General features: G+C 68.5%; 26 protein-coding genes and 2 pseudogenes. 13 read left to right on the top strand and 15 right to left on the bottom strand.

Annotation, left to right across the window (positions count from 1 at the left end):
• Position 1: 1 nt before the first annotated feature.
• Positions 2-805, bottom strand: a complete 804-nt coding sequence (locus FXN61_RS17725) for a phosphotransferase (protein ID WP_167975177.1) — start codon at positions 803-805, stop codon at positions 2-4.
• Positions 805-1,275, bottom strand: a complete 471-nt coding sequence (locus tag FXN61_RS17730; protein ID WP_167975178.1) for a glycine-rich domain-containing protein — start codon at positions 1,273-1,275, stop codon at positions 805-807. Before FXN61_RS17730 ends, FXN61_RS17725 begins: the two co-directional genes overlap by 1 nt.
• A 166-nt stretch (positions 1,276-1,441) precedes the next feature.
• Here FXN61_RS17730 and FXN61_RS17735 point away from each other — a divergent pair, with 166 nt between their 5' ends.
• Complete coding sequence (locus FXN61_RS17735) at positions 1,442-2,767, top strand: NsdA family TPR-like regulatory protein (protein ID WP_312877812.1); 1,326 nt, start codon at positions 1,442-1,444, stop codon at positions 2,765-2,767.
• Here FXN61_RS17735 and FXN61_RS17740 read toward each other — a convergent pair.
• The gene (locus FXN61_RS17740; RefSeq protein WP_167975179.1) at positions 2,760-3,122 is read right to left on the bottom strand and encodes an Imm63 family immunity protein; all 363 of its coding nucleotides are present in this window, start codon (positions 3,120-3,122) and stop codon (positions 2,760-2,762) included. The two genes, FXN61_RS17735 and FXN61_RS17740, sit on opposite strands and share 8 nt — an antisense overlap.
• Positions 3,119-3,553, bottom strand: a complete 435-nt coding sequence (locus FXN61_RS17745; protein WP_167975180.1) for a winged helix-turn-helix transcriptional regulator — start codon at positions 3,551-3,553, stop codon at positions 3,119-3,121. The genes FXN61_RS17740 and FXN61_RS17745 overlap by 4 nt, the downstream gene beginning before the upstream one ends.
• A 79-nt stretch (positions 3,554-3,632) precedes the next feature.
• Here FXN61_RS17745 and FXN61_RS17750 point away from each other — a divergent pair, with 79 nt between their 5' ends.
• Together FXN61_RS17750 and FXN61_RS17755 are read left to right on the top strand one after the other, a co-directional pair.
• Positions 3,633-4,289 (top strand): SDR family oxidoreductase, encoded by a 657-nt coding sequence (locus FXN61_RS17750; RefSeq protein WP_167975181.1) that lies wholly within the window; start codon positions 3,633-3,635, stop codon positions 4,287-4,289.
• Between the two features lie 141 nt (positions 4,290-4,430).
• Entirely contained in the window at positions 4,431-5,888 is a 1,458-nt protein-coding gene (locus tag FXN61_RS17755) for a multicopper oxidase family protein (protein ID WP_167975182.1), read from the top strand.
• A 4-nt stretch (positions 5,889-5,892) separates the two neighbouring features.
• On the opposite strand, the gene FXN61_RS17760 is transcribed toward FXN61_RS17755, so the two are convergent.
• The 6 genes from FXN61_RS17760 to FXN61_RS17785 form a co-directional block, all read right to left on the bottom strand.
• On the bottom strand, positions 5,893-6,396 hold the full coding sequence (locus tag FXN61_RS17760; protein ID WP_167975183.1) for a GNAT family N-acetyltransferase: 504 nt from the start codon (positions 6,394-6,396) through the stop codon (positions 5,893-5,895).
• Positions 6,374-6,970 carry a dihydrofolate reductase family protein gene (locus tag FXN61_RS17765; protein WP_167975184.1) on the bottom strand — a complete coding sequence of 199 codons (597 nt, stop codon included), beginning with the start codon at positions 6,968-6,970 and terminating at the stop codon, positions 6,374-6,376. Before FXN61_RS17765 ends, FXN61_RS17760 begins: the two co-directional genes overlap by 23 nt.
• Positions 6,971-7,057: 87 nt before the next feature.
• Positions 7,058-7,954: an ornithine cyclodeaminase family protein gene (locus FXN61_RS17770; RefSeq protein ID WP_167975185.1), complete on the bottom strand. Its 897-nt coding sequence runs from the start codon at positions 7,952-7,954 to the stop codon at positions 7,058-7,060.
• A 2-nt stretch (positions 7,955-7,956) separates the two neighbouring features.
• Positions 7,957-8,982, bottom strand: coding sequence for a hemolysin family protein (locus tag FXN61_RS17775; protein ID WP_167975186.1), 1,026 nt, complete (start codon positions 8,980-8,982; stop codon positions 7,957-7,959).
• Positions 8,979-10,286 (bottom strand): hemolysin family protein, encoded by a 1,308-nt coding sequence (locus tag FXN61_RS17780; RefSeq protein ID WP_167975187.1) that lies wholly within the window; start codon positions 10,284-10,286, stop codon positions 8,979-8,981. The genes FXN61_RS17775 and FXN61_RS17780 overlap by 4 nt, the downstream gene beginning before the upstream one ends.
• A gap of 114 nt (positions 10,287-10,400) precedes the next feature.
• Positions 10,401-11,417 (bottom strand): LacI family DNA-binding transcriptional regulator, encoded by a 1,017-nt coding sequence (locus FXN61_RS17785; RefSeq protein ID WP_167975188.1) that lies wholly within the window; start codon positions 11,415-11,417, stop codon positions 10,401-10,403.
• A 122-nt stretch (positions 11,418-11,539) separates the two neighbouring features.
• Here FXN61_RS17785 and FXN61_RS17790 point away from each other — a divergent pair, with 122 nt between their 5' ends.
• Genes FXN61_RS17790 through FXN61_RS17800 form a run of 3 tightly spaced genes read left to right on the top strand, consistent with a single transcriptional unit; the run spans position 11,540 to position 14,497 of the window.
• Positions 11,540-12,682: a Gfo/Idh/MocA family protein gene (locus FXN61_RS17790; RefSeq protein WP_167975189.1), complete on the top strand. Its 1,143-nt coding sequence runs from the start codon at positions 11,540-11,542 to the stop codon at positions 12,680-12,682.
• A complete protein-coding gene (locus tag FXN61_RS17795) occupies positions 12,675-13,709 on the top strand; it encodes a dihydrodipicolinate synthase family protein (protein WP_167975190.1) in 1,035 nt (344 codons plus the stop codon). Before FXN61_RS17790 ends, FXN61_RS17795 begins: the two co-directional genes overlap by 8 nt.
• The gene (locus FXN61_RS17800) at positions 13,691-14,497 is read left to right on the top strand and encodes a sugar phosphate isomerase/epimerase family protein (protein ID WP_167975191.1); all 807 of its coding nucleotides are present in this window, start codon (positions 13,691-13,693) and stop codon (positions 14,495-14,497) included. Before FXN61_RS17795 ends, FXN61_RS17800 begins: the two co-directional genes overlap by 19 nt.
• A 111-nt stretch (positions 14,498-14,608) precedes the next feature.
• On the opposite strand, the gene FXN61_RS17805 is transcribed toward FXN61_RS17800, so the two are convergent.
• Positions 14,609-15,643 carry a serine hydrolase gene (locus tag FXN61_RS17805; RefSeq protein WP_167975192.1) on the bottom strand — a complete coding sequence of 345 codons (1,035 nt, stop codon included), beginning with the start codon at positions 15,641-15,643 and terminating at the stop codon, positions 14,609-14,611.
• A gap of 49 nt (positions 15,644-15,692) precedes the next feature.
• On the opposite strand from FXN61_RS17805, the pseudogene FXN61_RS17810 reads away from it, so the two are divergent.
• Positions 15,693-16,375, top strand: a pseudogene (locus tag FXN61_RS17810) (SDR family oxidoreductase).
• On the opposite strand, the gene FXN61_RS17815 reads toward FXN61_RS17810, so the two are convergent.
• Positions 16,344-16,787 carry a MarR family winged helix-turn-helix transcriptional regulator gene (locus FXN61_RS17815; RefSeq protein ID WP_167975193.1) on the bottom strand — a complete coding sequence of 148 codons (444 nt, stop codon included), beginning with the start codon at positions 16,785-16,787 and terminating at the stop codon, positions 16,344-16,346. The pseudogene FXN61_RS17810 and the gene FXN61_RS17815 overlap by 32 nt on opposite strands.
• 82 nt (positions 16,788-16,869) lie before the next feature.
• Between FXN61_RS17815 and FXN61_RS17820 the strand changes: the two genes are divergently transcribed.
• Positions 16,870-17,745, top strand: a complete 876-nt coding sequence (locus FXN61_RS17820) for an SMP-30/gluconolactonase/LRE family protein (protein ID WP_167975194.1) — start codon at positions 16,870-16,872, stop codon at positions 17,743-17,745.
• On the opposite strand, the gene FXN61_RS17825 is transcribed toward FXN61_RS17820, so the two are convergent.
• The 3 genes from FXN61_RS17825 to FXN61_RS17835 are packed head-to-tail and all read right to left on the bottom strand — an operon-like array spanning position 17,729 to position 20,472.
• Positions 17,729-18,532 carry an alpha/beta fold hydrolase gene (locus tag FXN61_RS17825; protein ID WP_167975195.1) on the bottom strand — a complete coding sequence of 268 codons (804 nt, stop codon included), beginning with the start codon at positions 18,530-18,532 and terminating at the stop codon, positions 17,729-17,731. The genes FXN61_RS17820 and FXN61_RS17825 overlap by 17 nt on opposite strands.
• Positions 18,533-18,559: 27 nt before the next feature.
• The gene (locus FXN61_RS17830; RefSeq protein WP_167975196.1) at positions 18,560-18,991 is read right to left on the bottom strand and encodes a cupin domain-containing protein; all 432 of its coding nucleotides are present in this window, start codon (positions 18,989-18,991) and stop codon (positions 18,560-18,562) included.
• Complete coding sequence (locus FXN61_RS17835) at positions 18,988-20,472, bottom strand: diguanylate cyclase domain-containing protein (protein ID WP_312877814.1); 1,485 nt, start codon at positions 20,470-20,472, stop codon at positions 18,988-18,990. Before FXN61_RS17835 ends, FXN61_RS17830 begins: the two co-directional genes overlap by 4 nt.
• A 136-nt stretch (positions 20,473-20,608) precedes the next feature.
• Between FXN61_RS17835 and ruvC the strand changes: the two genes are divergently transcribed.
• The 5 genes and pseudogenes from ruvC to FXN61_RS17860 form a co-directional block, all read left to right on the top strand.
• Positions 20,609-21,175, top strand: coding sequence for a crossover junction endodeoxyribonuclease RuvC (gene ruvC / locus FXN61_RS17840; protein ID WP_167975197.1), 567 nt, complete (start codon positions 20,609-20,611; stop codon positions 21,173-21,175).
• A gap of 30 nt (positions 21,176-21,205) precedes the next feature.
• Complete coding sequence (gene ruvA, locus FXN61_RS17845; RefSeq protein WP_167975198.1) at positions 21,206-21,787, top strand: Holliday junction branch migration protein RuvA; 582 nt, start codon at positions 21,206-21,208, stop codon at positions 21,785-21,787.
• Positions 21,784-22,797 (top strand): Holliday junction branch migration DNA helicase RuvB, encoded by a 1,014-nt coding sequence (gene ruvB / locus FXN61_RS17850; RefSeq protein WP_167975199.1) that lies wholly within the window; start codon positions 21,784-21,786, stop codon positions 22,795-22,797. Before ruvA ends, ruvB begins: the two co-directional genes overlap by 4 nt.
• Positions 22,798-22,893: 96 nt before the next feature.
• Entirely contained in the window at positions 22,894-23,238 is a 345-nt protein-coding gene (yajC, locus tag FXN61_RS17855) for a preprotein translocase subunit YajC (protein WP_167975205.1), read from the top strand.
• A gap of 129 nt (positions 23,239-23,367) precedes the next feature.
• Positions 23,368-23,768 (top strand): annotated as a pseudogene (locus FXN61_RS17860) (protein translocase subunit SecD); the annotation flags it as partial.

Raw genomic sequence — 23,768 nt, forward strand, 5'->3', positions numbered from 1 at the left:
ATCAACCTACTCGGTGCCGGGCCCACCGCTGCGCGACGTCCGCCAGCCCACGCGGCTTGCCCCGCTGAGCGTTGTACAGCCACACCCCGTAGACCGCCACGACGAACTCGTCGGGCACCTCGTCGTCGTGCGGTTCGTGTCCTGCGAGCATCAGTCTCAGATGCAGGAAAGCCCGGTCGACCCAAGGCTGCCCCTTGCGCGCCCACGCCCAGTCCACGATGCGAAGCCGGTCGCTCACCAGAACGTTCAGCGCGTGCAGATCGGTGTGCAGCAACGTGTCGCCCTTGGCGAGATCCAGTGCCTGCCGCTCCATCTCCCGGAACCGGTCGATGTGCTGCCGAGTCCACGGATCGACGCCTTCGGGGTCGATGCGCTGCCACGCCGACAGTTGCCGCCAGTGCTCCGCGAAGCTCGCCACCTTGGCGGGACACGGCGTGAGCTTCGCGTGCAGGTCGCTGACGGCATCGACGGTCGGAGTGACGTCCGGCGAACCGGGCGAGAAGTCCGGGTGCCGGCCGTCGACGTGCTCGAAGCCGAGCACCAGCCAGTTGCCCGTGTCGACGTGCCAGTGCAGCGCGGGGGCGATGTCGGGCAGGTGCGGGTGGACAGTGAGTTCGTTGCGGAGCATCCAGGCCGTGCGACTGGTGGCGCTGGTGGCCTTGCAGAAGAAGCGGCCGTGCGCCGTGTCGAGCGCGGCGGTGAAGTCGGAGTTGACGCCGCCGGTGACCCGCTCGGACGCGGAGACCCTGCCGGTGCGCCGCGCGACCGCGTCCCGAACCTCGGCGGGCAGGTCTTCCCAGCGCATCAGGCTCCTCGGTGGGGCGGGATCGGCGGCGGATCGTCGTGGCAACCGCTGGCGCACCCGTGGCACTTGTCGGTGTCGCACCGGCCGGGACCTTCCCACAGCTCGATGTCGACTTCATAGCCGGACGCGATGATCGCCGCCACCGTGTCGACCATCTCCACCTTTGGGGGATCGCTCGGCTGATCGGTCGGAACGTGGTGGATGAATCGTCCCGCGACCCGATGGCAGAACTCCGCGTACTCCCGCGTGTACAGCAGGAACGCGTGCCATCCCACGTCCACGTGCCAGCTCGGCGACAGAGGTACTCCGCGGTTGTCCGCGCACGCCTTGAGGAACGCGAGCGCCTGGTCCACCACCCGTTCCGCGAGTGCGAGGTTGAAGCCGTGGTCGGTCCTGACTCGAGCGACGAGGCGGTCGAAGAAGGCAGGCGAGACGAGCGTGCGGGCGCGTTGTTGTTGCTGAACGTGCATGGGATGTCCTCTCCGGAAGCCGATGTGACCAGTGAACGCGGCGGTGTCGTTCGGTGGCAGTCGCACAGTCAGCCCTGGTGAAAGCACAAGAGTCTCAGGGGTCCCACGTCCGTCCCACTTACCGGACCGCCGTTTTGGAGGCGAACGAAGCGCTACCGTCAGTGATGTGGAGAACGTGGCGTTGCGCGCGTTGCTCGCCGAGGCAGGCTTGAGCAACTGCGCGCTGGCCCGCGCGATCGTCACGATGGGCGCCAAGGAGGGAGTGCACCTCGGCACGACGACGTCGGTCAAACGGATGTTGGAAGGCGCCCAACCACGCTGGCCGGTACCTCGAATAGTTGCGAAAGTGCTGACCAGCCGCCTCGGCTATCAGGTGCGTACCGAAGACTGCGGGTTCGCTGACCGAAGCCCGGTCGACGACACGTTCGACGGGTTCGCGTGCGCGCCGACCATCGATGGCACGATCACGATCGTGGCTGAGCTATCCGGGCGCGACCTGAACCGGCGGAACTTTCTGATGGGGTCCGCTTTCACCGCGGCGGCGTTCGCCCAGCCTGCCTGGCTCGCGCTCACCATGGCGCCGGCTCACGCAGAAGGCGCGCGGGTCGGCTCGGCTGATGTCGAGGCCATGTCGATGATGGTCCGGCAGTTCGAGCAGATGCACCGGCGGCATGGTGGCGGCATCACGCGGCCTCTGGTGGTGCAATTCCTGCACCACCAAGCACAAGCGGCGTTGCGTGGCACATACACCGAGCGCGTTGGCCGCGAGCTCTGTTCCGTTGTGGCTGAGGCGACCTGGCTCGCCGGGCTCAACAGCGTGGACAGCGGCCGGCACGCGCTGGGACAGCAGTACTACACCCAGGCCCTCAACCTGACGCGGCAAGCCGGTGACACCCTTTACGCCGCCAACGTTCTCGGTGAGATGAGCCGGGTGACGATCGAAGTCGCCCAGAACCCCAGCGACGCACAGCACGCCGCGGCGCTGGCCCGGTCCGCTCTCCAGCTCGCCAATGGCGACGCCACTCCGGCCCTCGGCGCCTACCTGCACGCCATCGAGGCGCGCGGTCTTGCTCTTCTCGGTGACGCTAAAGGCACCAAGGAAGCGCTGGACAACGCCCAACGCTCGTTCGACCGCGACGGCACCGAACCTGACTGGCTGAGCTTCTACGGCGAGTCCGACCTGATGTCCGACATCGGCCAGTGCCTGCGCGACACCGGCCGTCCGCAGCAAGGCGTCGCCCTCTTGGAGCGCGCTCTGAACACCCTCCCCGAACATCGCGTGACGGCGCGCGCCAAGACGCAGATCCACATCGCTGCGGCGTACGTGGAACTCCGCGACTACGAGAAGGCCGACCAGGTGACCGCTGAGGCACTGGCCGCGATCGGTCCGTTGTCGTCGTCCAGGATCGTCGAACGCGTGAAGGGCCTGCGGCGCCGCGCCGACCGCCGCCACAACGATCTCGATGAGCGCATCGCCGACTTCCTCAACTAGGCCGAGAGGCCCTCGCCCGCGAAGCCCACCGCGGGTCCAACGTGCCCAGCAGCTCCTCCTGCCGCCGGAACGCGGTGAACCGCTGCTCCTCGCCCTCCACGGGATGCCGCACGGCCCACCCGTACGCCATCGTCCATGTGACCTCGTACAGAGCCCAGTACAGGATCTCGTCGAGCTCGCGGGTCTCCTTCGCGAACAGTCGCTGCCCGCGTTCGTAGGCCACCAGCCGGTACGTCGGTCCCTCCGAGACCTCGATGAACGGGTGGCCGCCGTCGAAGTTCTCGAATCCGACCATCCAGGTCGCGCCGATCTGCTGCCCCAGGGCTTCCAGCCGGGCGGCGAGGTCCGGACTCACGACGCCGCCGGAGTCGCAGCGGACCGGGTCAGTGACTCCAAATCCGCCTCCTCACCGCAGTGCGTGCACACGACGCGTGGCTCCAGCACGTGGCCGCACGAGTGCTCGTTCACGAGCGGGAGGGGGCCCTCGGTCACGTAGGCGTCGCCCCACTCCTTGAGCATCAGCAGCACGTTGTGCAGCGCGCGCCCCGAGTCGGTCAGGTGGTACTCGTGCCGTGGCGGGTGGTCGGAGTACTGGCGCTTTTCCAGCACGCCGGCGGCGACCAGCTTCTTCAGCCGTGCGGCGAGCACGTCGCGGGACGCGCCGGTGTTCGCGGCGATCTGGTCGAAGCGGGTGTTGCCGAAGAAGACCTCGCGCAACGCCAGCAGTGACCAGCGCTCGCCCACGACCTCCAGTGCGTTCGCCACGGAGCAGGTTCGGGGGGTCATGTGACCATCCTAGCAGTGAGTTGGCAAATCCAACTTACGGCGCTAGGGTGAGTTTGAGAATCCAACCTAGGAGGTAGTGGTGGACATCAACGGGGCAGTGGTGCTGGTGACCGGGGCCAACCGCGGGCTCGGTCGTGCGTTCGCGCAGGAGTTCGCGAAGCGCGGGGCGAAGGTGTACGCCGGTGCGCGGAATCCGGCGTCCGTTGTGGACGAAGGCGTCATCCCGGTCCAGCTGGACGTGACCGACGACGCGTCCGTCGAGGCCGCGGCGAAGGAGCTCGGCGACGTCTCGATCGTGATCAACAACGCCGGAGTGCTCGTCGCGGGGGAAGATGTTGACAGCATCAAGGCAGAATTCGAGGTCAACTTCTTCGGGATCGTCCGCACGACGGACGCGTTCGCACCCATTCTGAAAGCCAATGGCGGCGGTGCGATCGTCAACGTGCTGAGCATCCTGTCGTTCCTCGGCCGCCCGGCCTGGCGCGGTTACGCGGCGTCGAAGGCGGCGGGGTGGTCGCTGACCAAGTCGACGCGGGAAGCGTTGCGGGAACAGGGAACCAACGTCATCGCCGTGCACGCCGGCTTCATCGACACGGACATGACGACGGGCATCGACGCGCCCAAGATCACGACCAAGTCCGTTGTTTCCCAAGTGCTGCAAGCGATTCAGAATGGTGATGACGAGGTGCTCGCCGACGACCGCACTCGTGCCGTGAAGGCCGCACTGGCCTCTTGAGACGGTCGGCTCTGCACACATGAGCCGGTCTCGGAACTAGGTGTTCCCCCTGAGCGCCCGGCGTAGGTTTCCGCCGCATCCACACCGCCGCGGGAGCGTTCTCACGATCGCCTCCGCCTTGGGGCGCTTAGGGGAACAGCGATGCTCAACAGACGAGGTGTGCTCGCCGCGGGAGGAATCGCGGCCGGCGTGTTCGGCGTGCCGAAGCTGCTCGCACCGGCAGAAGGTCATGAGGGCTCGACGCACGGCGAGCACACGTTCCAGGAGTCGAAGACGTTGTCCGGTCCCAGACCGGAGATAGTGCCGTGGACACGCCCGATGCCCGTGCCGCCCGTGCTCAAACCACTGGTGTCCACACCGAAGCAGGAGATCTACCAGCTCTCGATCGAACGCACGACCGCCGAGATCCTGCCCGGCCTGCGGTCGCCGGTCCTGGGCTTCGGCGGTCAGTTCGTCGGCCCGACGATCAGGGCGAAGACGGGCCGCAAGACCCTGATCATGGTCCAGAACAAGATGGACGAGGCCGCCAACGTCCACCTGCACGGCGGCCACGTGCCAGCCGAGCACGACGGTCACCCGAAGGACCTCGTCGATCCCGGCCGCACCCGTCTCTACCTCTACCCGAACTCCCAGCAGGGCACGACGCTCTGGTACCACGACCACAGCCACGGCACCGAGGCGCAGCACGTCTACTTAGGACTGCACGGTGCCTACGTGATCGACGACGACTCCGAACGCGGGCTGAACCTGCCGTCCGGCGCCTACGACGTCCCGATCATGCTGCGCGACATCCAGTTCGACGACAGCGGCAACATCGTGGTCTTCGACGACCCGTCCAAACGCACGGTCGTGCTCGCGAACGGCGTGCCCCAGCCCTACTTCGAGGTCGCCGCCCGCAAGTACCGCTTCCGTCTGATCAACACCGCCAACCAGCGCGTCTTCAAGCTCAGGCTGACCGGCGACAGGTTCACCCGCATCGGCTCCGACGGCGGCCTGTTCGCCAACTCGATGGAGGCGGAGGAACTGACCCTCTCCTCAGCGGAACGCGCCGACGTCGTCATCGACTTCTCGAAGTACCCGGTCGGTTCCCACGTCGTCCTGACCGACGAGGTGGGCGGCGAGATCCTCCGCTTCGACGTGGTCCGCCGCGCCTCTGACCCGAGCCGCGTGCCCGCCGTCCTGCGTCTGCTGCCGGCGCTGCCACTCTCCACAGTGGATCGCGAGGTCGACCTGGCGTTCGTCTTCAAGCCCAACGAGCGGCCGGACGGCGTGATCAACGGCAAGGTCTTCGACATGGACCGCGTCGACTTCACCGTCAAACGCGGCGCCACCGAGACCTGGCTCATCAAGAGTTCCGACCCGACCGGCGTCAAGCACAACTTCCACCTGCACCTGGTGCAGTTCCGCGTGCTGGAACGCAACGGCGGCCCGCCCCTGCCCAGCGACGCGGGCCTCAAGGACACCATCCCGATCACGGCGGGGGAGACGGTGAAGGTGCAGGCGACCTTCACCGGCTACACCGGCCGCTACGTCTACCACTGCCACTTCCTCGAACACTCGTGGATCGGCATGATGGCGCAGCTGGAGATCGTCCCCTAGCCGCTCACCGGGCAAGCTCCCACACCACGTCCACCCCCACGCGGCTGCCGAACGCGGGTTCGCGCGGCGGCGTGCGACGGCCGATCTCGGTGAACCCGAGGCGCCGCGGCACGCCGCCGCTCGCGATGTTGGCTTCGTCGTGCCAGATCTGCACTCTGTGCACGCCGTCCAGCGCGAAGGCGAACTCGACCAGTTCCGCGGCTGCGGCCGTGGCGTGGCCGCGGCCGGTGTGCGCGGGATGCAACCAGTAGCCGATCTCCACGAGGTCGGGGTGGCCGGTGCGGTCCGCGCCGGCCATGCCGACGATCGCGTCATCGACGATGATGGCGTGGTTGAACAGCGTTCCGCTCTCCCAGCCGTCCGCCGACGCGGTGAGAAACCCGGCGACGCTGGAAGAGTCGTAGTCGTCGGTGGCCCACGACGCCCACGGTCGCAGATGCGCGAGCGACTCCCTGACGACCCGCAGCAACTCCGCCGCGTCGGCGTCACGCACCTTCCGAAGCCTCATACTTGACTTTGTAGCGCAGGTGCGTCACCGAGATGCTCTCCACGACGGAAATCGGCCCCTCCAGCTCGTATCCCTTGCCGGGCGCGAAGAACGGCGTGCCTCCACCGAGGATCACCGGCACCAGGTCGAGGAAGATCTCGTCCAGCAGCCCCGCGTCGATGGCCTGCCGCGCGACCTCGCCGGAGTTCAGGCCGACGCCCTTGTCGCCCGCCTTCGCCTGGGCGATCTCGATCGCCTTCTCGATGCCTTCGCTGCAGAACGTGAAGTGCTCGTTGTCCTCCAACGGCCGGTGGGTGAGCACGACGGTGTGCACGCCCAACGGGTGCTGGCCGCCCCAGCCGTTGGTGAAGTCGTAGAGCTTGCGTCCCACCACCAGCGCGCCGGTCGACTGGATCAGCCCGCTGAAGTGGGCGGCGCTGGCCGGCGTCAGGCTGAACGTCATCGCGCCCGTCGGCACCGTGAACGCCACGTCGCCGGCCTCGTACCAGCGGAAAAGCTTGTCGAAGCCGGAGAACTCCGGGCCGGAGACGTAGCCGTCGATCGAGGTGCTGGCGCCCGTGTAGACCTTGCCCATTTTCTGTGCCTCCCTGTGTGTGTCCGTCACCCAGAAGTCGAACGAGCGACACGGATGTCGACGGGCCTCGGGGAGTCACATACCGGCTCAGCGAGACTCGTACCGCTGACTCACCCCGATGTCGAACACAGCCGGCGACTTCCGGCGCGCGTTGCGGTAGACGTGCCACGCGATCACCAGGTCCTGCATCGGCAACCCGGCGGGGCTGTACACGGTGACCTGGTCCGCACCGGTCCGCCCGGGATGCTCCCCGCGCAGCACCGCGCCGATCGTCGTGTCCGCCGCGACGTGCGCCAGTCCCGGATCGTCCACCACGACCAGGGCGCTGTCGAGGATCCCCGGCGCGAGCTCCACCTTGCCCGGCTCGTCGGCGCCGAGGCTCGTGATGTGGGTGCCGGGCGAGACCTCGTGCAGCACAGGCACTCTGGACCACGTCGCCATCAGGACGATCTCGCCCTCGGCGGCTCCGGACGCCCTGATGCCGAGCTCCTCCGCCCACGCGGCGAACTTCCGCGCCGCCGCGGGATCGGTGTCCCGCACCAGCACCGACTCGATCGGCCGGAGCGCGGCGAGCGCCTGCAGTTGCGCACGGCCCTGAGCCCCGGCACCGATCACCGTCACGTGCCGGGCGTCGGGGCGTGCCAGCAGGTGGGCTCCTAGAGCACCGCCGAGTCCGGTGCGCAGCGCGGTGAGGTGGGAGCTGTCGATCAGGGCCAGCAGATCACCGGTCGCCAGGTCGTGCAGGCAGATCACGCCGGTGATGGCGGGGGAGCGGTTCGGGTTCTTGGCGTGCACCTTCACCGTGTAGGCCGGGATGCCCGCCGCCAGTCCCGGCATCAGCACCATCGCCGTGACGTCCGGGGTGACCTGCGCGCGCACCCGCTGACCCGGTTCCGCCGGTCCGGCCCGCAGTGCCGCCGTCAGCTCCGAGGCCAGGCGGGGCAGGTCGACCTCGAGCTCTCCTGCTCCCAGCACCACTGCCATCTCTAGACCCAGCGCACGTGGGTGCCGTCCCGCACGGTGCCCACGTACTCCTCCAACAGGTCCTCCAACGCCACGACACCCTGCACGGCACCGTCAGCACCGACCGCGCGCGCGAGGTGTGACTGCGCCCTGCGCAACGCGGTCAGGGCCTCGTCCAGACGGGCGTCCACGGGCACCTCTGGCAGTCCGCGCACCCGATCACGCGGCACGGAAGTCTCCGCGCCTTCCAGGTCCAGCACGTCCTTGACGTGCAGATACCCGATCAGCCCGACATCGGACAGCACAGGGAAGCGCGAGAACCCGGTCGCCGCGACGGCGGCCTCGATCTCGCCGACGGTCGGCGAAGCGGACACCGTCGTCAGCCGGTTCAACGGCACCACGACGTCGGCCACCGTGCGTTCGGCCGAGGACAACGTCTGCCGCAGCCGCCGGTGCTCTGAGTCCTCCAGCAACCCCTCGGAACGCGACTGGCCGATCAGCAACGCCAGCTCGTCGGGGGTGTAAGCCGACTCCAGCTCGTCGACGGGCTCCACGCCGAAGCGGCGCAGCACCCATCGGCCGACGGCGGTGAACAGGGCCAGCACCGGCGCGATCATCCGCGAGAACCCGTAGTGCACCGGCACGAGCCACACCGCGGCACGCTCAGGACCGGCGATGGCGAGGTTCTTCGGCACCATCTCGCCCAGGATCGTGTGCAGCGCGACGACGATGACCAGAGCCACCGCGAACGCCACACCGTGCACCACGGCCAACGGCAGCCCAACGGCGCCGAGGGGCCCCTCGATGACGGCTGCCAGAGCGGGTTCGGCGATCGCGCCCAGTCCCAACGAGCACAGCGTGATGCCCAGCTGCGCGCCCGCGATCAGCAACGGCAGCTCCTGCGACGCCTTGATCGCGGTGCGGGCTCGCGCGGAACCCTTGTACGCCAACGCCTCCAGCCTGTCCCGGCGCGCGGTGATCACCGCGAACTCGGCACCGACGAAGAAGGCGTTGCCCGCCAGCAAGAACACGACGATGAGGAAGTTCACGACGACACCACCCGCAGCTCGGCCACGCGGTGCTTGTCCATCCGCATGACGGTCACCCGCCACCCGTCGACCCTGATCTCGTCGCCGACGTCGGGGATCCGCCCGAGACGTGCCAGAACCAGGCCGGCCAGCGTCTCGTAGTCGCCCTCAGGCATGCGGAACCCGGTCGCCTCGGCCACCTCGTCGTCCCGCAGCAGACCCGACACGAGCCAGCTGTCCTTGCCCAGCGACCGCACCGGCGGCGCCTCGCCGCGGTCGTGCTCGTCGCGCACGTCGCCGACGATCTCCTCGACGACGTCCTCCAGCGTCACCAGACCCGCTGTGCCGCCGTACTCGTCGACAACCAGCGCCGACTGCAGCCCGGAAGCCCTCAGCCGGTCCAGCAGGGCGTCGCCCTCCAACGTCTCGGGCACCGAGTACACCGGCCTCGTCAACGCCGACAGAGGAGTCGTCCCGCGCAGAGAAGAAGGCACCGCGAACGCCTGCTTCACGTGCACCATCCCGCGCACCTCGTCCAACGACCCGTCGTGCACCGGGAACCGCGAGAACCCGGTCTCTCTGGCCTTCAGCACGAGATCCGCCACCGTCGCGTCGGCCCGCAGGGCCTCCACGCGCACGCGCGGCGTCATCAGCTCGCCGGCGGTCCGGTCGCCGAAGCGCAGCGACCGGTCCAGCAGCGCCGCGGTGCTCCGGTCCAACGTGCCGTGCTCGGCCGACGACCGCACCAGGGCACCGAGCTCCTCCGGCGACCTGGCGGAGGCCAGCTCCTCGACCGGCTCGACGCCGAAACGCCGGACCAGCCAGTTCGCCGAGTTGTTCATCCCGTTGATCAGCCAGCGGAACACGGTGGAGAACCCCGCCTGGATCCCGACCACGCCGCGGGCGGTCGCCAGCGGCTTCGCGATCGCCAGGTTCTTGGGCACGAGCTCGCCGAACACCATCGACAACGCCGTGGCGATCGCCAGCGCCAGTGCCAGCGACAGACCGCCGGCCACCGACAACGGCACGCCCAGTGACGTAAGTCCTGGCTCGATCAGGGAGGCGATCGCGGGCTCCGCGATGTAACCGGTGATCAGCGTGGTCACCGTGATGGCGAGCTGTGCGCCGGAGAGCTGGAACGAGAGAGTGCGATGCGCACGGTCGATGGTCCGCGCCTTCGCGTCGCCCACGTCGGCGACGTGACGCTCGACGGTGCTTCGTTCCAATGCGGTCAGCGAGAACTCCGCCGCCACCGCGATGAAGGTGCCGGCGGTCAGCGCCACGACGGCGAGCAGACCGAGCACGCTCAGAAGGATTCCGGTCACCTACGCGCTCCTGAACTGCAGGAACAAGGGACCGGGTTGGTATGCCAGCCGGGGCCAGACCCCATGGGGACGGCTCAACTCCTCATGACTAAGTACGTGAACAGCCAGATGAGTCTAATTGTGGGCAGTGCTGGCCCTGAGCACCACCTCGCCCGCCACGCGGACAGTGCGTGCCTCGTCACCGCCCGCGTCCAGCACCAGGCCCGCGGCGAGCTCGCCCATGTGCTCCAGCGGCAGCCGCACGGTCGACAGCGCGGGCACCGTGTCGCGCAGGGTGGGAATGTCGTCGAACCCGGCGATCGACATGTCCTCCGGCACGCGCACACCACGTTCGCGCAATGCGGCCATGGCGCCCATCGCCATCACGTCGGTCACGGCGAACACGCAGGTGGCGCGCGACTTCGACGTCAGCAGCTCCAGCGCGGCCTCGTACCCGCCGTCACGGGTGAACGCGCCGTTGATCACCACGGGCGGCGCGATCCCGGCGTCGGCGAGTCCCGCCTTGAACCCCGCGAGCCGGTCGCGGGCCACCACGAGTTCGGCGGGCCCACCCAGCACGGCGAACCTCTTGTGCCCGAGTTCGGCCAGCGAGCGAGCCAGCGCGCGCGCTCCCGCCCGGTTTCCCGGAACGACGGTGTCGGTGCCGAGCTTCGCCTGCGACACGCACGCGACACGCCCGCCCTGCTCGGTGAACGCGTCGATCTCCGCAGCCAGCCGGGACTGCGCCGCGCGGTCGGTCGTCCGCGAACCGGCCAGAACGACCGCGCGGGCCCGATGCGCGCGCAGGGTGGACAGCAGCTCCACCTCACGCTCCGGACGGCGCCCGGTCGTGCCGAGAACGACGACGAGCCCTGCCTCCTCCGCCACCCGCGTCACGCCGGCGGCGATGCAGGAGAAGTACGGGTCGGTGATGTCGTGGACCACCAGCCCGACGAGCGAGCTCGAGTTGCGGGCCAGCGCCTGCGCGGAGGCGTTCGGCACGTAGCCGAGCTCCTCCGCGGTGCGCAGGACGCGGTCGCTCAGCTCCTCGCTCACCTGCCGCGTGCTGCCGTTGAGCACGCGAGAAGCGGTCGCCAACGACACACCCGCCTGCTTCGCCACCTCGGCGAGCGTCACCTGTCGGGCGGACACGACCACCTCCGTCAACGTGCATGTGAGCGCTGAGACTAACTCGCGCGGAGGTTGACGGCCGTCAAGTGCCGCGATTAGCGTGGCGGGAAAGCGCTTTCCAGCGCTGCTACCAGGGAGGTGCGATGGCGGTTCGGACCATCGGGGTCGCGGTCAACGGCGTCACCGGGCGGATGGGACATCGCCAGCACTTGGTCCGGTCCCTTCTCCCGTTGCGCGACGAGGGCGTGCGGTTGCAGGACGGGACCGTGCTGAAGGTGGAACCGGTCCTCGTGGGCCGCAACGCCGACAAGCTCAAGGAGATCGCCGAGCGCCACGACCTCGCGCATTGGACGACCGACCTCGACGCGGCGCTCACCGACCCGTCGGTGGAGATCTACTTCGATTCGCAGGTGACGTCGAAGCACGTCGAATCGATCACCAAGGCCATCGACGCCGGCAAGCATGTCTACACCGAGAAGCCGGTCAGCGAGACGGTCGAGGAAGCGCTCCAGCTCGCGCGCCTGGCCGACGCGAAGGGCGTGAAGCACGGTGTCGTGGCCGACAAGCTGTACCTGCCCGGCATCCGCAAGCTCAAGCGGCTGGTCGACGGCGGCTTCTTCGGCCGGATCCTGAGCGTGCGCGGCGAGTTCGGTTACTGGGTCTTCGAGGGCGACTGGCAGCCCGCGCAGCGCCCGAGCTGGAACTACCGGCTCGAGGACGGCGGCGGCATCGTCTCGGACATGTTCTGCCACTGGAGCTACCTGCTCCACGACCTCTTCGGCCGCGTCGAGGCCGTCACGGCGAAGGCCGTCACGCACATTCCGCAGCGCTGGGACGAGCAGAACAACGCCTACGCGGCGACCGCGGACGACGCGGCGTACGGCATTTTCGAGATCGCGGGCGGCGTCATCGCCCAGATCAACTCGTCCTGGTGCGTGCGCGTGCGCCGCGACGAGCTCGTCGAGTTCCAAGTGGACGGCACCGAGGGGAGTGCGGTCGCGGGGCTGCGCGAATGCTTCGTGCAGCCCCGCGCCGTCACGCCGAAGCCGGTCTGGAACCCGGATCTCCCGGTCACGCACCCGTTCCGCGAGCAGTGGCAGCAGGTGCCGGACAACGAGGAGTTCGACAACGGCTTCAAGGTGCAGTGGGCGGAGTTCCTGCGGCACGTCTACCAGGGCACGCCGTTCCCGCACGACTTCCGCGCCGGGGCACGGGGTGTCGCGCTGGCCGCCGCCGGACTGCAGTCCTCTTCGGAGGGTCGCAGGGTGGAGATCGCGGATGTCTAGCCAAGACCAGTTCAATCGCGTCGTGTTCGCCGCGGCACACGTTGTCGCCGAAGACGAACGCACGGTCGACTGGGACGCCACCCTGGCGTTCCGGCACCACCTCTGGTCGCACGGTCTCGGCGTCGCGGAGGCGATGGACACCGCGCAGCGCGGCATGGGCCTGGACTGGCCGACCGCCGCCGAGCTGATCCGCCGCAGTGCCGCCGAGAAGACCGGGCGGATCTGCGCGGGCGTCGCGACCGACCACCTCACGGGTGAGGTCGGTCTGGACGATGTGCTGAAGGCGTACCTGGAGCAGCTGGACGTCGTGCAGGAGGCGGGCGCACAGCCCGTGCTGATGTGTTCGCGTCAGCTCGCGGCGTGCGCGCGTGGCCCCGAGGACTACGAGAAGGTCTACGGCACGTTGCTCGACCGCGTCAGCGAACCGGTGATCCTGCACTGGCTCGGCACGGCGTTCGACCCGGCGCTGGCGGGCTACTGGGGCGCCACCGAGGTCGGCCAGGCCACCGACAACTTCCTGACGATCATCGCGGGCCGCCCGGACAAGGTCGACGGCGTGAAGGTCTCGCTGCTCGACGCCGGCCACGAGATCGGCCTGCGCCGCAGGCTTCCGGCAGGAGTCCGCTGCTACACCGGCGACGACTTCAACTACCCGGACCTGATCGCGGGCGACTCCGAGGGGTACAGCCACGCGCTGCTCGGCATCTTCGACCCGATCGCGCCGGTGGCGGCCAAGGCGCTTCGCCAGTTGGCGGAGGGGGACACCGACGAGTTCCACCGGATCATGGCGCCCACGGTTCCGTTGTCGCGCCACCTGTTCAGCGCGCCGACCTATTACTACAAGACCGGTGTCGTGTTCCTGGCGTGGCTGGCCGGGCATCAGGAACGGTTCGTGCTGCTCGACGGCCTGGAATCCGCGCGCAGCGTCGAGCACCTGGCCGAGGCGAAGCGGCTGGCGGAGATCGCCGGCGTGATCGAACCGGAATTCGCGGAACGGCGGTGGCAGCAATGGCTCGCCTCTCGCTGAACCAGGCCACGATCAAACGCGCGACGGTCGTCGAAGCCGTCGAGGGCTGCGTCCGGCACGGCATCTCCTCGATCGGCCTGTGGCGCGAACCCGTCGCGGACCATGGCCTGGAGCGCACCGCGAAGCTCGTCGCGGACGCGGGCCTGCGCGTGTCCTCGTTGTGTCGCGGCGGGTTCCTGACCGCGGTCGACAACCGGGCCGCCCTGGACGACAACCGCCGCGCGATCGACGAAGCAGCCGCGCTGCGCACCGACACGCTGGTCATGGTCGTCGGAGGAGTGGCAGGCGACAAAGATCTGATCGGTGCACGTCAACGCGTCAAGGACGCCATCGCGGAACTGTCGGTGTACGCGGCGGAAGCAGGCGTGATCCTGGCGCTGGAACCGATGCATCCGGTGTTCTGCGCGGATCGCGGCGTGCTGTCGACGTTGTCGCAGGCGCTGGACATCGCCGAGCAGCACTCTTCTGTCGGAGTCGTCGTGGACGCCCTGCACGTGTGGTGGGATCCCGACCTCGACGCGCAGATCGTGCGCGCGGGGCCGCACATCGCGTCGTACCAGGTGTGCGACTGGCTGACCCCGGTGCCCGCGGACGTGTTGCTCGGGCGCGGTTATCCCGGCGATGGCGATATCGACCTCGACCGGCTGACCAGGCACGTCGCCGCGACGGGTTATTCGGGGGACATCGAAGTGGAGATCTTCAACGCCGACATCTGGGCGGCGGACTTCGACGAGGTGATCGAGGAGGTTTCGCGCAGGTACCACTCCATTGTGGAACCGGCGCTGTAGACAACGCGGGGAAGCCGGTCGTCGACGGCGGCGACGACCGACCCCGGCGTTGGTATGTATATATCCGAAAACGAGTGCTCTTTGGTCCAGTTTTCAGATAAATCTCAGGAATCAGCCGCCGTTGACGAACCTGTAAACCTTTGCACGGTGTTTCGGCTTCGTGGTCGTGATCTTGATGACGGCGTCGAACATCGACCGGCCGAGCTCCGCGCGGGCCGCGACGGCCGGGTGCGTGGTGCTGAAGTCCTGGTCGTTCACGGCCTTGTCACCGGCGAACTGGCCGGACGCGAACATCGAGTAGACCAGGATCGCCCGGTTGTCCTCGCTGAACATGATGCCCGCCTCGTTGCGGCCGTCCTCGAACCAACCGGCCTTCGTCGCGACGCGCAGACGCTCGTTCGTCGTGAGGTTCAGCCGCACACCGTCGGTGAAGCTCGCCGTCGCGCGCAGGATGTTCAGCAGGTACGCGGTGGAGGCGGCGGACAGCAGCTGGCCGTCGACCAGCTTCTGCAGCAGCGTGTGCGTCTCGCGCGCCGTCGTGGTGCCGAGGAAGAACCGGTTCGGGTTCGTGACCGGGACGACCTGGGTGTGCACGAAGCCCTTGGACCGCAGGATCTCGTTGAGCTCCAGCGCGGGCACGACCAGGCCGCACAGGCGGACCGCGGTGTTGTCCGAGACGGTGAGCAGGTTCGCCAGCGCGTGGCCGACCGTGACCTCGCTCGGGTACGCGCCGTCGAGCGCGAAGATGCCGTCGGTGTCCTGGATGACGATGCCGGCGGACACCGTGACCGTCTGGTCGAGCTTGATGAGCCCGCGGTCCACCTTGTCCAGCACGGCGACGGCCACCGCCACCTTGTTCACGCTGTAGGCCTCGACGACCTTGTCCGCGTTCTCGTCGACGGCGGCCTTCGCCGCGCCGTCGAGGTCGGCGATCGTGATCAGCGACGACCAGGTGCCCCGCGCCTTGCGGGTCTGCCGCCGGTAGATCTGCGCCACGCGCTTGCGTGACCGGTCCGCGGTGGTCGGGGAGCGTTCGATCTCGACCTCCGCGTCTTCCTGTGCTTGTGCTGCACCGTTGGAGCCGAGCACGGCCGTCGCGGCCGCGACGGTTCCCAGCCCGAACACGGACCTGCGGTTCAAAGTCATGCGGGATATCAAAACAGGCGGCACTGACAGTTCCCTGACTAGGGTTCCGATCATGGAACACGTCTTCGTGGTGACCGGCGCGTCCCGCGGCATCGGGGCGGCGACCGCCGCTCTGGCGGCGGACGCGGGCTATCGCGTGGTCAGGGCTCGCGCTCGGCCGAAGAATCTGTCGGGGACCGCGGGTGGGACGCCAAATGTGACGTTTCCTCATGGGATTCCGTGCACGACCTCATGGCGCGGGTGGAATCGCGGTGGGGCCGGATCGACGTGGTTTTCGCGAACGCGGGCGTCTCCGTGGACACGTCGTTCGTTTCGGACGCGGGCGCGAAGCCGACCGAATGGACCGACATGGTCGTCACGAACGTGTGCGGTCCCGCGTTCACGGCTCGGGCGGCCATGCCCGCGCTGATTCGTTCCGGCGGGCATCTGGTGCTGACCGGGTCCGCGGCCGGTCGCGGGGTCCGGCCTGGCAACCTGTATTCGGCGACGAAGTGGGCGATCACCGGGCTGGCTCAGGCGATTCGGGCCGAGGCGGTGGGCACGGGCGTGCGGGTGACCGTCGTCCAACCCGGACTCGTCGACACCGACGCGATTCCGGCGTCCAGGGCCGCCGATCCGAAGCTCGAACCGGAAGACGTTGGCAGGGCTGTGCTTTACGCGGTCTCGCAGCCGTCCACTGTGGACGTGAACGAGATCCTGATCAGGCCGACCGGCCAGGCTGCCCATCGCTGAGCACCGCTGAACACCGCTGCAGGAGCGCGCGCAACTGCGTGCGCTCCTCCTCGGTGAACGCGTCCGCCAGTTTCTGCTCCACCGCGACCGCGCCCTTGTCGGCCTCGCGGAACTTCGCGTAGCCCGCCTCGGTCAGCCGGTTCTCCAGGACGTTGCGCTGCCACTGGTGCGGCGTGCGGTCCACGAGCCCCATGGCGACCAGGTTCTGCAGGATCGTCGTCATCGTCTGCGGCGTGACCAGGCACAACCGCGCCAGCTCCGCGGCGGGTGCGCCGGGGTGGTCGCTCAGCGCCAGCAGTGCCGAGTACTGCGGCACGGTCAGGCCCGCCGGCCTCACCGCCGCCGACTTCGCGGCCATCAGCTCGAGCTCGGCGCGCTTGATGTCTCCGCCGATCCGATCACCGCTGCGCATCCGTCCATCGTAGGAGTGTGGTAAGAGTATTGATAGTTATCAGGACCCTGATACTAATCAGTGCTCTTACTGGAGGGAAGCAATGCGCATCGCGCTAGCAGTCTTGGCGGCGTTGCTGCTGGTCACGGGCACGGCGTCGGCCACGCCGAGGCACATCGAGGCCACGTCGCCGTCACTGCACCCCGAGGGCGTGCAGTGGGATTGGACCCGCGGCCAGTTCCTGGTCAGCTCGCTGCGCCACGGCACGGTGTCGCTGGTCAGCACGAACGGCCACGTCCGGCCGCTGGTCACCGGCACACCGATGGTGTCCACCTTCGGCATCCAGGTGGACCGCGGCCGGATCCTCGTCGCCTACGGGGACATCGGTTTCGGCGAACGGTCGGTGCCCGGCCAGTCCGGGCTCGGGATCTTCGACCTGCGCACCGGCCGTGCGATCAAGTTCGTCGACGTCCCCAACGGCGCCAACGACGTGGCGGTCGACCTGCAGGGCAACGCCTACGTCACCGGCACGCTGGGCGACACGATCTGGAAGGTCGGCCGCGACGGCACCGTCACGCCGTTCGCCAAGGACGCGAGGCTGGGTGGAGCGTCGTTCGGCAACAACGGAATCGTCTGGGACCCCAGGGGATTCCTCGTCACCGGCCACTACACGAACGGCACGCTGTTCAAGGTCACGCACGACAAGGTCGAGGAACTGCCCGCTCCCAAGTTGCCGGGCGCGGACGGCCTCACGCTGACCCCGCAGGGCCTGACCGTGGTGACCAACAGCCTCAGCGCGCCCGGCAAGAACGCCGTGACCGTGCTGGACACCCGCACGTGGCAGGTGAAGTCCCAGCGCGACTGGAAGACCGCGCCGACCACGGCGGCACGCACACCGCACGGCACCTACGTGCTGAGCGGCTACGTCGACCTGCTCGTGAAGGGCGAGACGACCGACGTGTTCAGCCTCGACCGATGAACTCGACGAGCAGCCGGTTGATCTCGTCCGGCCGCTCCAGGTACCCGATGTGCCCGCAGTCGGCGACCTCGACGTAGCGGGCACCGGGGATCGCGTCCGCCACCTCGCGTGACAGGCGGGGTGGCAGGACGAGGTCGTCCGCGAACCCGATCACCAGCGAGCGAACCCCGATCGCGCGGTACGCCTCCAAGCGGTGGTCGTAGTCGCTCAGCGCGAGCTGGGCGCGTTCGCCTGCGCTGAGAGAGGAGCCGGCGAACTCGTACATCTGCAGCCAGTCGCGGGCCACGAGGGGGTCGGCCAACGTCGCGGGCGACAGGTTTCGGGTCACCGCCGCCGCTGCGTAGAACTCGATCGGCACGTCGACGCCCTTGTCGTACAGGTCGCAACGGGCGCGCGACCACGCCTGCGACACCGGCTCAGAGCGGCCGGCGGTCGCCATCATCACCGCGCTCCGCACCAGTGAGGGGTGGGCCAGCGCGAGTTCCTGGGTGACGCGGGCGCCCAGGGACGTGCCGATCACGTGCGCGGGGCCGCCCAGGTGCGAGATCAACGCCGCGGTGTCGGCGACCATGTCGTCGATCGTGAAGCCGTCCGCGCACTCGGACGACGGCCTGATGCCCCGGTTGTCGAAGTACGCGACGCGGTAGCCCGCCTTGACCAGCGCGGGCACCTGGTGGCTCCGCCAGACGCGGCCGGGGCTGCCGGTGCCCATCACCAGCACGACCAGGTCGCCGGAACCCTCGGTCTGGACGTTCAGCTCGATACCGTTGAGCGGGACAAGCGCCATTCCGAAGATCCTAGGCGGCGAAAGATTCTAGAAACGGCAGAACGGCCTGATCTCCGCGGCGTGAGAGGGATAACGCGCACACAGGTCGTCGGCGTGGCCGAACGAAACGATGTCGTCGGTGTACGGCGGCACCACCACCGTGCCGACCAACGACCACTCACCGGCCGGCGCGCTGCCCTGCCACACGCCCGCGGGCACGACCACCTGCGGGTTCGAGGCGCACAACACCGGCTGCGTGACCGAACCGTCCGGATGCAGCAACAACATCCGCAACGGCGAACCGGCGTGGAAGTGGTAGATCTCGACGTGCTCCAGCACGTGCATGCCGGAGAAGTCGGGCTTGCGCAACAGGTACGCGATCGCCGACACCTCGTCGGACCGGTGGGTCTGCGCGAAGTAGCCGCCCTCGACGGGAAGCTCCTGCATGCCGAGGTCCGCGATCAACTGCTCAGGGGTCACGTCATCTCCGGAAGCGGTGAACCGTGCACGACGACCATGCCCTTGCCGAGCCGCTTCGCCGTGTACATCGCGGCGTCCGCGGCTCCCAGCACGTCGTCGGCGGTGGCCGAGGGATCGTACGAAAACCGTTGCGCCACCCCGATGCTGGCATGCACGCGATGCACCCGGCCGTGAACTTCGTGCGGGTGAGCCAAAGCAGCCAGGAGGCGAGCGCCGATCTCCTCGGCGTCCCCGCCGTCGACCAGCACTCCGAACTCGTCACCGCCGAGCCGCGCGACGGTGTCCTCCGGCCGCACGCTGTTCTCCAGCCGTGCCGCGACGTTGCGGAGAACGATGTCGCCCTCGGCGTGCCCGTTGTTGTCGTTGACCGCCTTGAACCCGTCCACGTCGATGAACAGCAGGATCAACGGCCGCGAGCGGCTCCTGACCGCCAGCGCACGATCAAGCCGTTCCCGGAACAAAGATCGGTTCGCGACGCCGGTCAACGGGTCGTGCGTCGCCTCGTGCCGTAGTTGTTCGCGGCTCACCCGCAGCTGGTCCATCAGACGGACGTTGTCCACCATCGTGAGCAGCTGACGCACGATCACGAGGCACACGACCGCAAGCCCGACGTAGATCTCGACCGGGTTGAGGCGGCCGCCGGTCGCGGTGTTCCACATGATGAAGAGACCGGTGATCGCGAGCGGCACGTACGGCACGAACAGGTGCAGCAGGTCCGCCGTCCGCATGCGGCTGGACGTCGGTTCCAGGTCGCGGGTCGGGGCCAGCGCGCTGAGGAGGAAGAACGCGGGGCACAGCATGAACCCGATGTCCGCCGTCGCCGGGATCGCCGTGACGCCCTTCGAGATGTAGAACGCGAACACCCAGCCCGACGACGACTGCGCGACACCGGCCAGTGCCACGAACAGCATCGGCCACTGACGCACGGAGTGATGCGTCCACGACAGCACGACGATCGCCACCAGCAGCACGAGGTAGGCGGCGGGATGCGCGACAACTGTGGCGAAACCAGGACCTTCCGTGGCCCACTCGCGGGTCAGCGACTCCAGCGCCGACACCCACGTCAGCACGAACAGCGACCCGATCACGATCAGCCCGTCGAGGATGACGACCGTGCGGCTGCGGTAGTTCGGCAGCAGGTCGTCCGCGCGGCGTTGCTGTGCCTTCACGATCAGCGCGGCCAGGCAGAGGACCGGCACCAGCGTGAACCCGAGCGGCGCGATCGTGCTCGTCGGGAGCTGCACGCCCAGGATCTGCTGACCCCAGATCCACGCGGACAGCCCGACGGTCAGGCTCGTCATCGCCGCCGTCATCCAGCGATTGCGTTGGCGCGCGTAGGCGATGAGCGCCGCGACGGCGAACACCAGCTGCACGACCTTGTCGATCGCGATGCCGACGTCACGGGGCGCGGCGAGGGCCGTGAGGATGGTGACCGCCATGAAGGTGCCGACGCACCCCACAACGAGCCAGAACCGCTTCACCGCATCTCCCGTGATCGAAACCCGACCACCGTAGTGATGGCGACCTCGGCTTGTCGAACCGTGTCGGTGCGGGTCCCCCTTCGGTGCACCGGATATGGTTCGAACTGTTGTTCGTTCGGCGATCCGGGGAGCTGTTGTGCGGGTGTTCGGGGTCGACCCCGGTCTGACCAGGTGCGGCTTCGGCGTGGTCGACGGCGGGCCTGGCCGGACCGTGCGCGCGGTCGCCGTCGGTGTCCTGCGCACGCCCGTTGATGCTCCTTTGTCAGTGCGACTGCACGAGCTGTACGTGGGCGTGTGCGAGTGGCTGGACAGGTACGAGCCTCAGGTCGTGGCCATCGAACGGGTCTTCGCGCAGCACAACGTCCGCACGGCGATGGGCGTCGCGCAGGCTTCGGGCGTCATCGCTCTGGCTGCCGCGCAACGGAACCTGCATGTCGAGTTCCACACGCCGTCCGAGGTGAAGGCCGCGGTCACGGGGTCGGGGCGCGCGGACAAGGCGCAGGTGACGGCGATGGTGACCAAGCTGCTCGGGCTGAAGGTGGCGCCGAAGCCGGCGGACGCGGCGGACGCGCTGGCTCTGGCCATCTGCCACCACTGGCGCGCACCGATGCGGTCACGGCTGGAGGAGGCACAGGCGCGGGCCGCGGAGCTGGCCCGCGTGCACAAGGCCAAGCTGGCCGAAGCCGCCAAGCGCACGAACTAAGGTCCAGCTCGTGAACTCCGGAGGAACCAGGTGATCTCGTCACTGCGCGGCCAGGTGCAGCACGTCGGCCTCGACCACGCCGTCGTCGAGGTGGGCGGCGTCGGGTTCGCCGTCCAGATGACCCCGAGCACGCTCGCGACCCTCCGCCGCGGCGAGGAGACCAGCATCTCCACCAGCCTCGTCGTCCGCGAAGACTCGCTCACGCTGTTCGGGTTCGCCGACGCCGAGGCCCGTGAACTGTTCGGCCTGCTCCAGACGGTCAGCGGCATCGGGCCGAGGATCGCGCTCGCCACCCTGGCCGTCCTCGAACCGGACAAGCTCCGCCACGCCCTCGCCGAAGGCAACATCACGGTGCTGACGCAGGTCCCCGGCATCGGCAAGAAGGGCGCGGAACGCCTCATCATCGAGCTCCGCGACAAGGTCGGCGCCCTCCCGACGCCCACGACTCCCGCGCACAGCAAGACACGCGACCACGTCGTTGAAGCGCTGCTCGGCCTCGGTTTCCCCGCCAAGGCGGCGGAAACCACGGTCGACGGCGTCCTCGCCGAGAACCCCGACCAGTCCACCAGCGCCGTCCTGCGCCGTGCGCTCGCGACCCTGGGGCGCAAGTGACCGAGGACGAGCTCAGCCCCTTCGCCGCGTCGGCCGAGCGCGATGTCGAAACCACCCTCCGGCCCCGCGACCTGCACGAGTTCGTCGGCCAGCAGCGTGTGCGAGAGCAGCTCGAACTCGTGCTCCAAGGCGCCATGCGACGGGGCACCGCGCCGGACCACGTCCTGCTCAGCGGCCCTCCCGGCCTGGGCAAGACCAGCTTGGCCATGATCATCGCCAAGGAGCTCGACTCGGCCATCCGCATCACCAGCGGCCCGGCGCTGGAACGAGCGGGCGACCTCGCGGCGATGCTGTCCAACCTGGTCGAAGGCGACGTGCTGTTCATCGACGAGATCCACCGCATGGCCCGCCCGGCCGAGGAGATGCTGTACCTCGCGATGGAGGATTTCCGCGTCGACGTCGTCGTCGGCAAGGGCCCGGGAGCGACCAGCATCCCGCTCGACATCGCACCGTTCACGCTGGTAGGAGCCACGACGAGGTCCGGAGCGCTCACCGGCCCGCTCAGGGACCGGTTCGGCTTCACCGGCCACATGGAGTTCTACTCGGCCGACGAGCTCGACCTCATCGTGAAGCGCAGCGCCAAGATCCTCGGCGTCGACCTCCACGACGACGGCGCCATCGAGATCGCGGGCAGGAGCCGGGGCACCCCCCGGATCGCGAACCGCCTGCTGCGACGAGTCCGCGACTTCGCAGAGGTCAGGGCCGACGGCAGGGTGACGGAGGACATCGCGAAGCAGGCCCTCGAGGTCTACGACGTCGACCAGCTCGGCCTCGACCGGCTCGACCGCGCGGTCCTGAGTGCCCTGGTCAAGAGCTTCCACGGGGGCCCGGTCGGGGTGTCCACCCTCGCGGTCGCGGTCGGTGAGGAACCGACCACGGTCGAAGAGGTGTGTGAACCGTATTTGGTCCGGGCTGGCATGCTGGCCAGGACACCGCGCGGCCGAGTGGCGACGCCGGCGGCGTGGTACCACCTGGGGCTGGAACCGCCCGCCGGTGATCAACTGTGGTGACCTGGCACAATCGGTGAAAGCACCTGGACATATCGGACGTGCGACAGCAAGGCATGTCCACTTGATCGGAGAATGATGGGCAACCTTGGCAATTTGATGTTCCCGTTGCTGCTGGTTCTGCTCGCCGTGCCGCTGTTCCTCAGCGCGCGCAAGCAGAAGCGCGCGATGGCCGAGCAGCAGAAGCTGCAGAACGATCTCGCCCCCGGTGACAAGGTGATGACGACGTCCGGCCTGTACGGCACCGTCGCCGACGCCAGCCACGACACCACCATCGACATCGAGATCTCCGAGGGTGTCGTCACGCGGTGGCTGCGCGCTGCCATTCGCGAGAAGGTCGTCGACACCGACGAGACCGTCGTCGACGAGAAGGCGGACGAGGACGAGGAGCCGGTGACCGCCGCACAGGTCGCCGAGCCCCTGGACCACAACGCCAAGAAGTAACCGAAGAGGCTCGTCACCCTGGAGTTGGCAACTGTGAAATCCGCCGACTCCAGGTAGTGACGCCCAGCTCACGCGGCGCGCGTTACGCTGCGCGCTCGGAAACCATAGCTACTAGGAGACGGACGGATCGTGGCACCTCCGGCCGGGCAAATTCGCCCTGCGAAGTATTTGGCGAGTTTTGTCCTCATCGTGGTCGCGCTTTACGCCCTGGTGTTCCTCACCGGGAACGGTTCGGCCAAACCCAAGCTCGGTATCGACCTCCAGGGCGGCACCATCGTCACGCTGACCGCGCGTCAGGAAGACGGTGCCCAGCCGAGCGAGGAGGCGCTGAACCGCGCACGTGACCTCATCGAGGTCCGCGTCAACGGTCTCGGTGTCTCCGGTGCCGAGGTCGTGCGAGACGGCAACAACCTGACGATCACCGTGCCCGGCGCGGACAGCGAAGGCGCGAAGGGCCTCGGCCAGACCGCTCGCCTCGCGTTCCGCAAGGTCATCGGCCAGCCGGTGCCGGCGGGCACACGTCTGCCCAG

The organism is Lentzea indica (assembly GCF_012184385.1).
GTDB classification, from domain to species: domain Bacteria; phylum Actinomycetota; class Actinomycetes; order Mycobacteriales; family Pseudonocardiaceae; genus Lentzea; species Lentzea indica.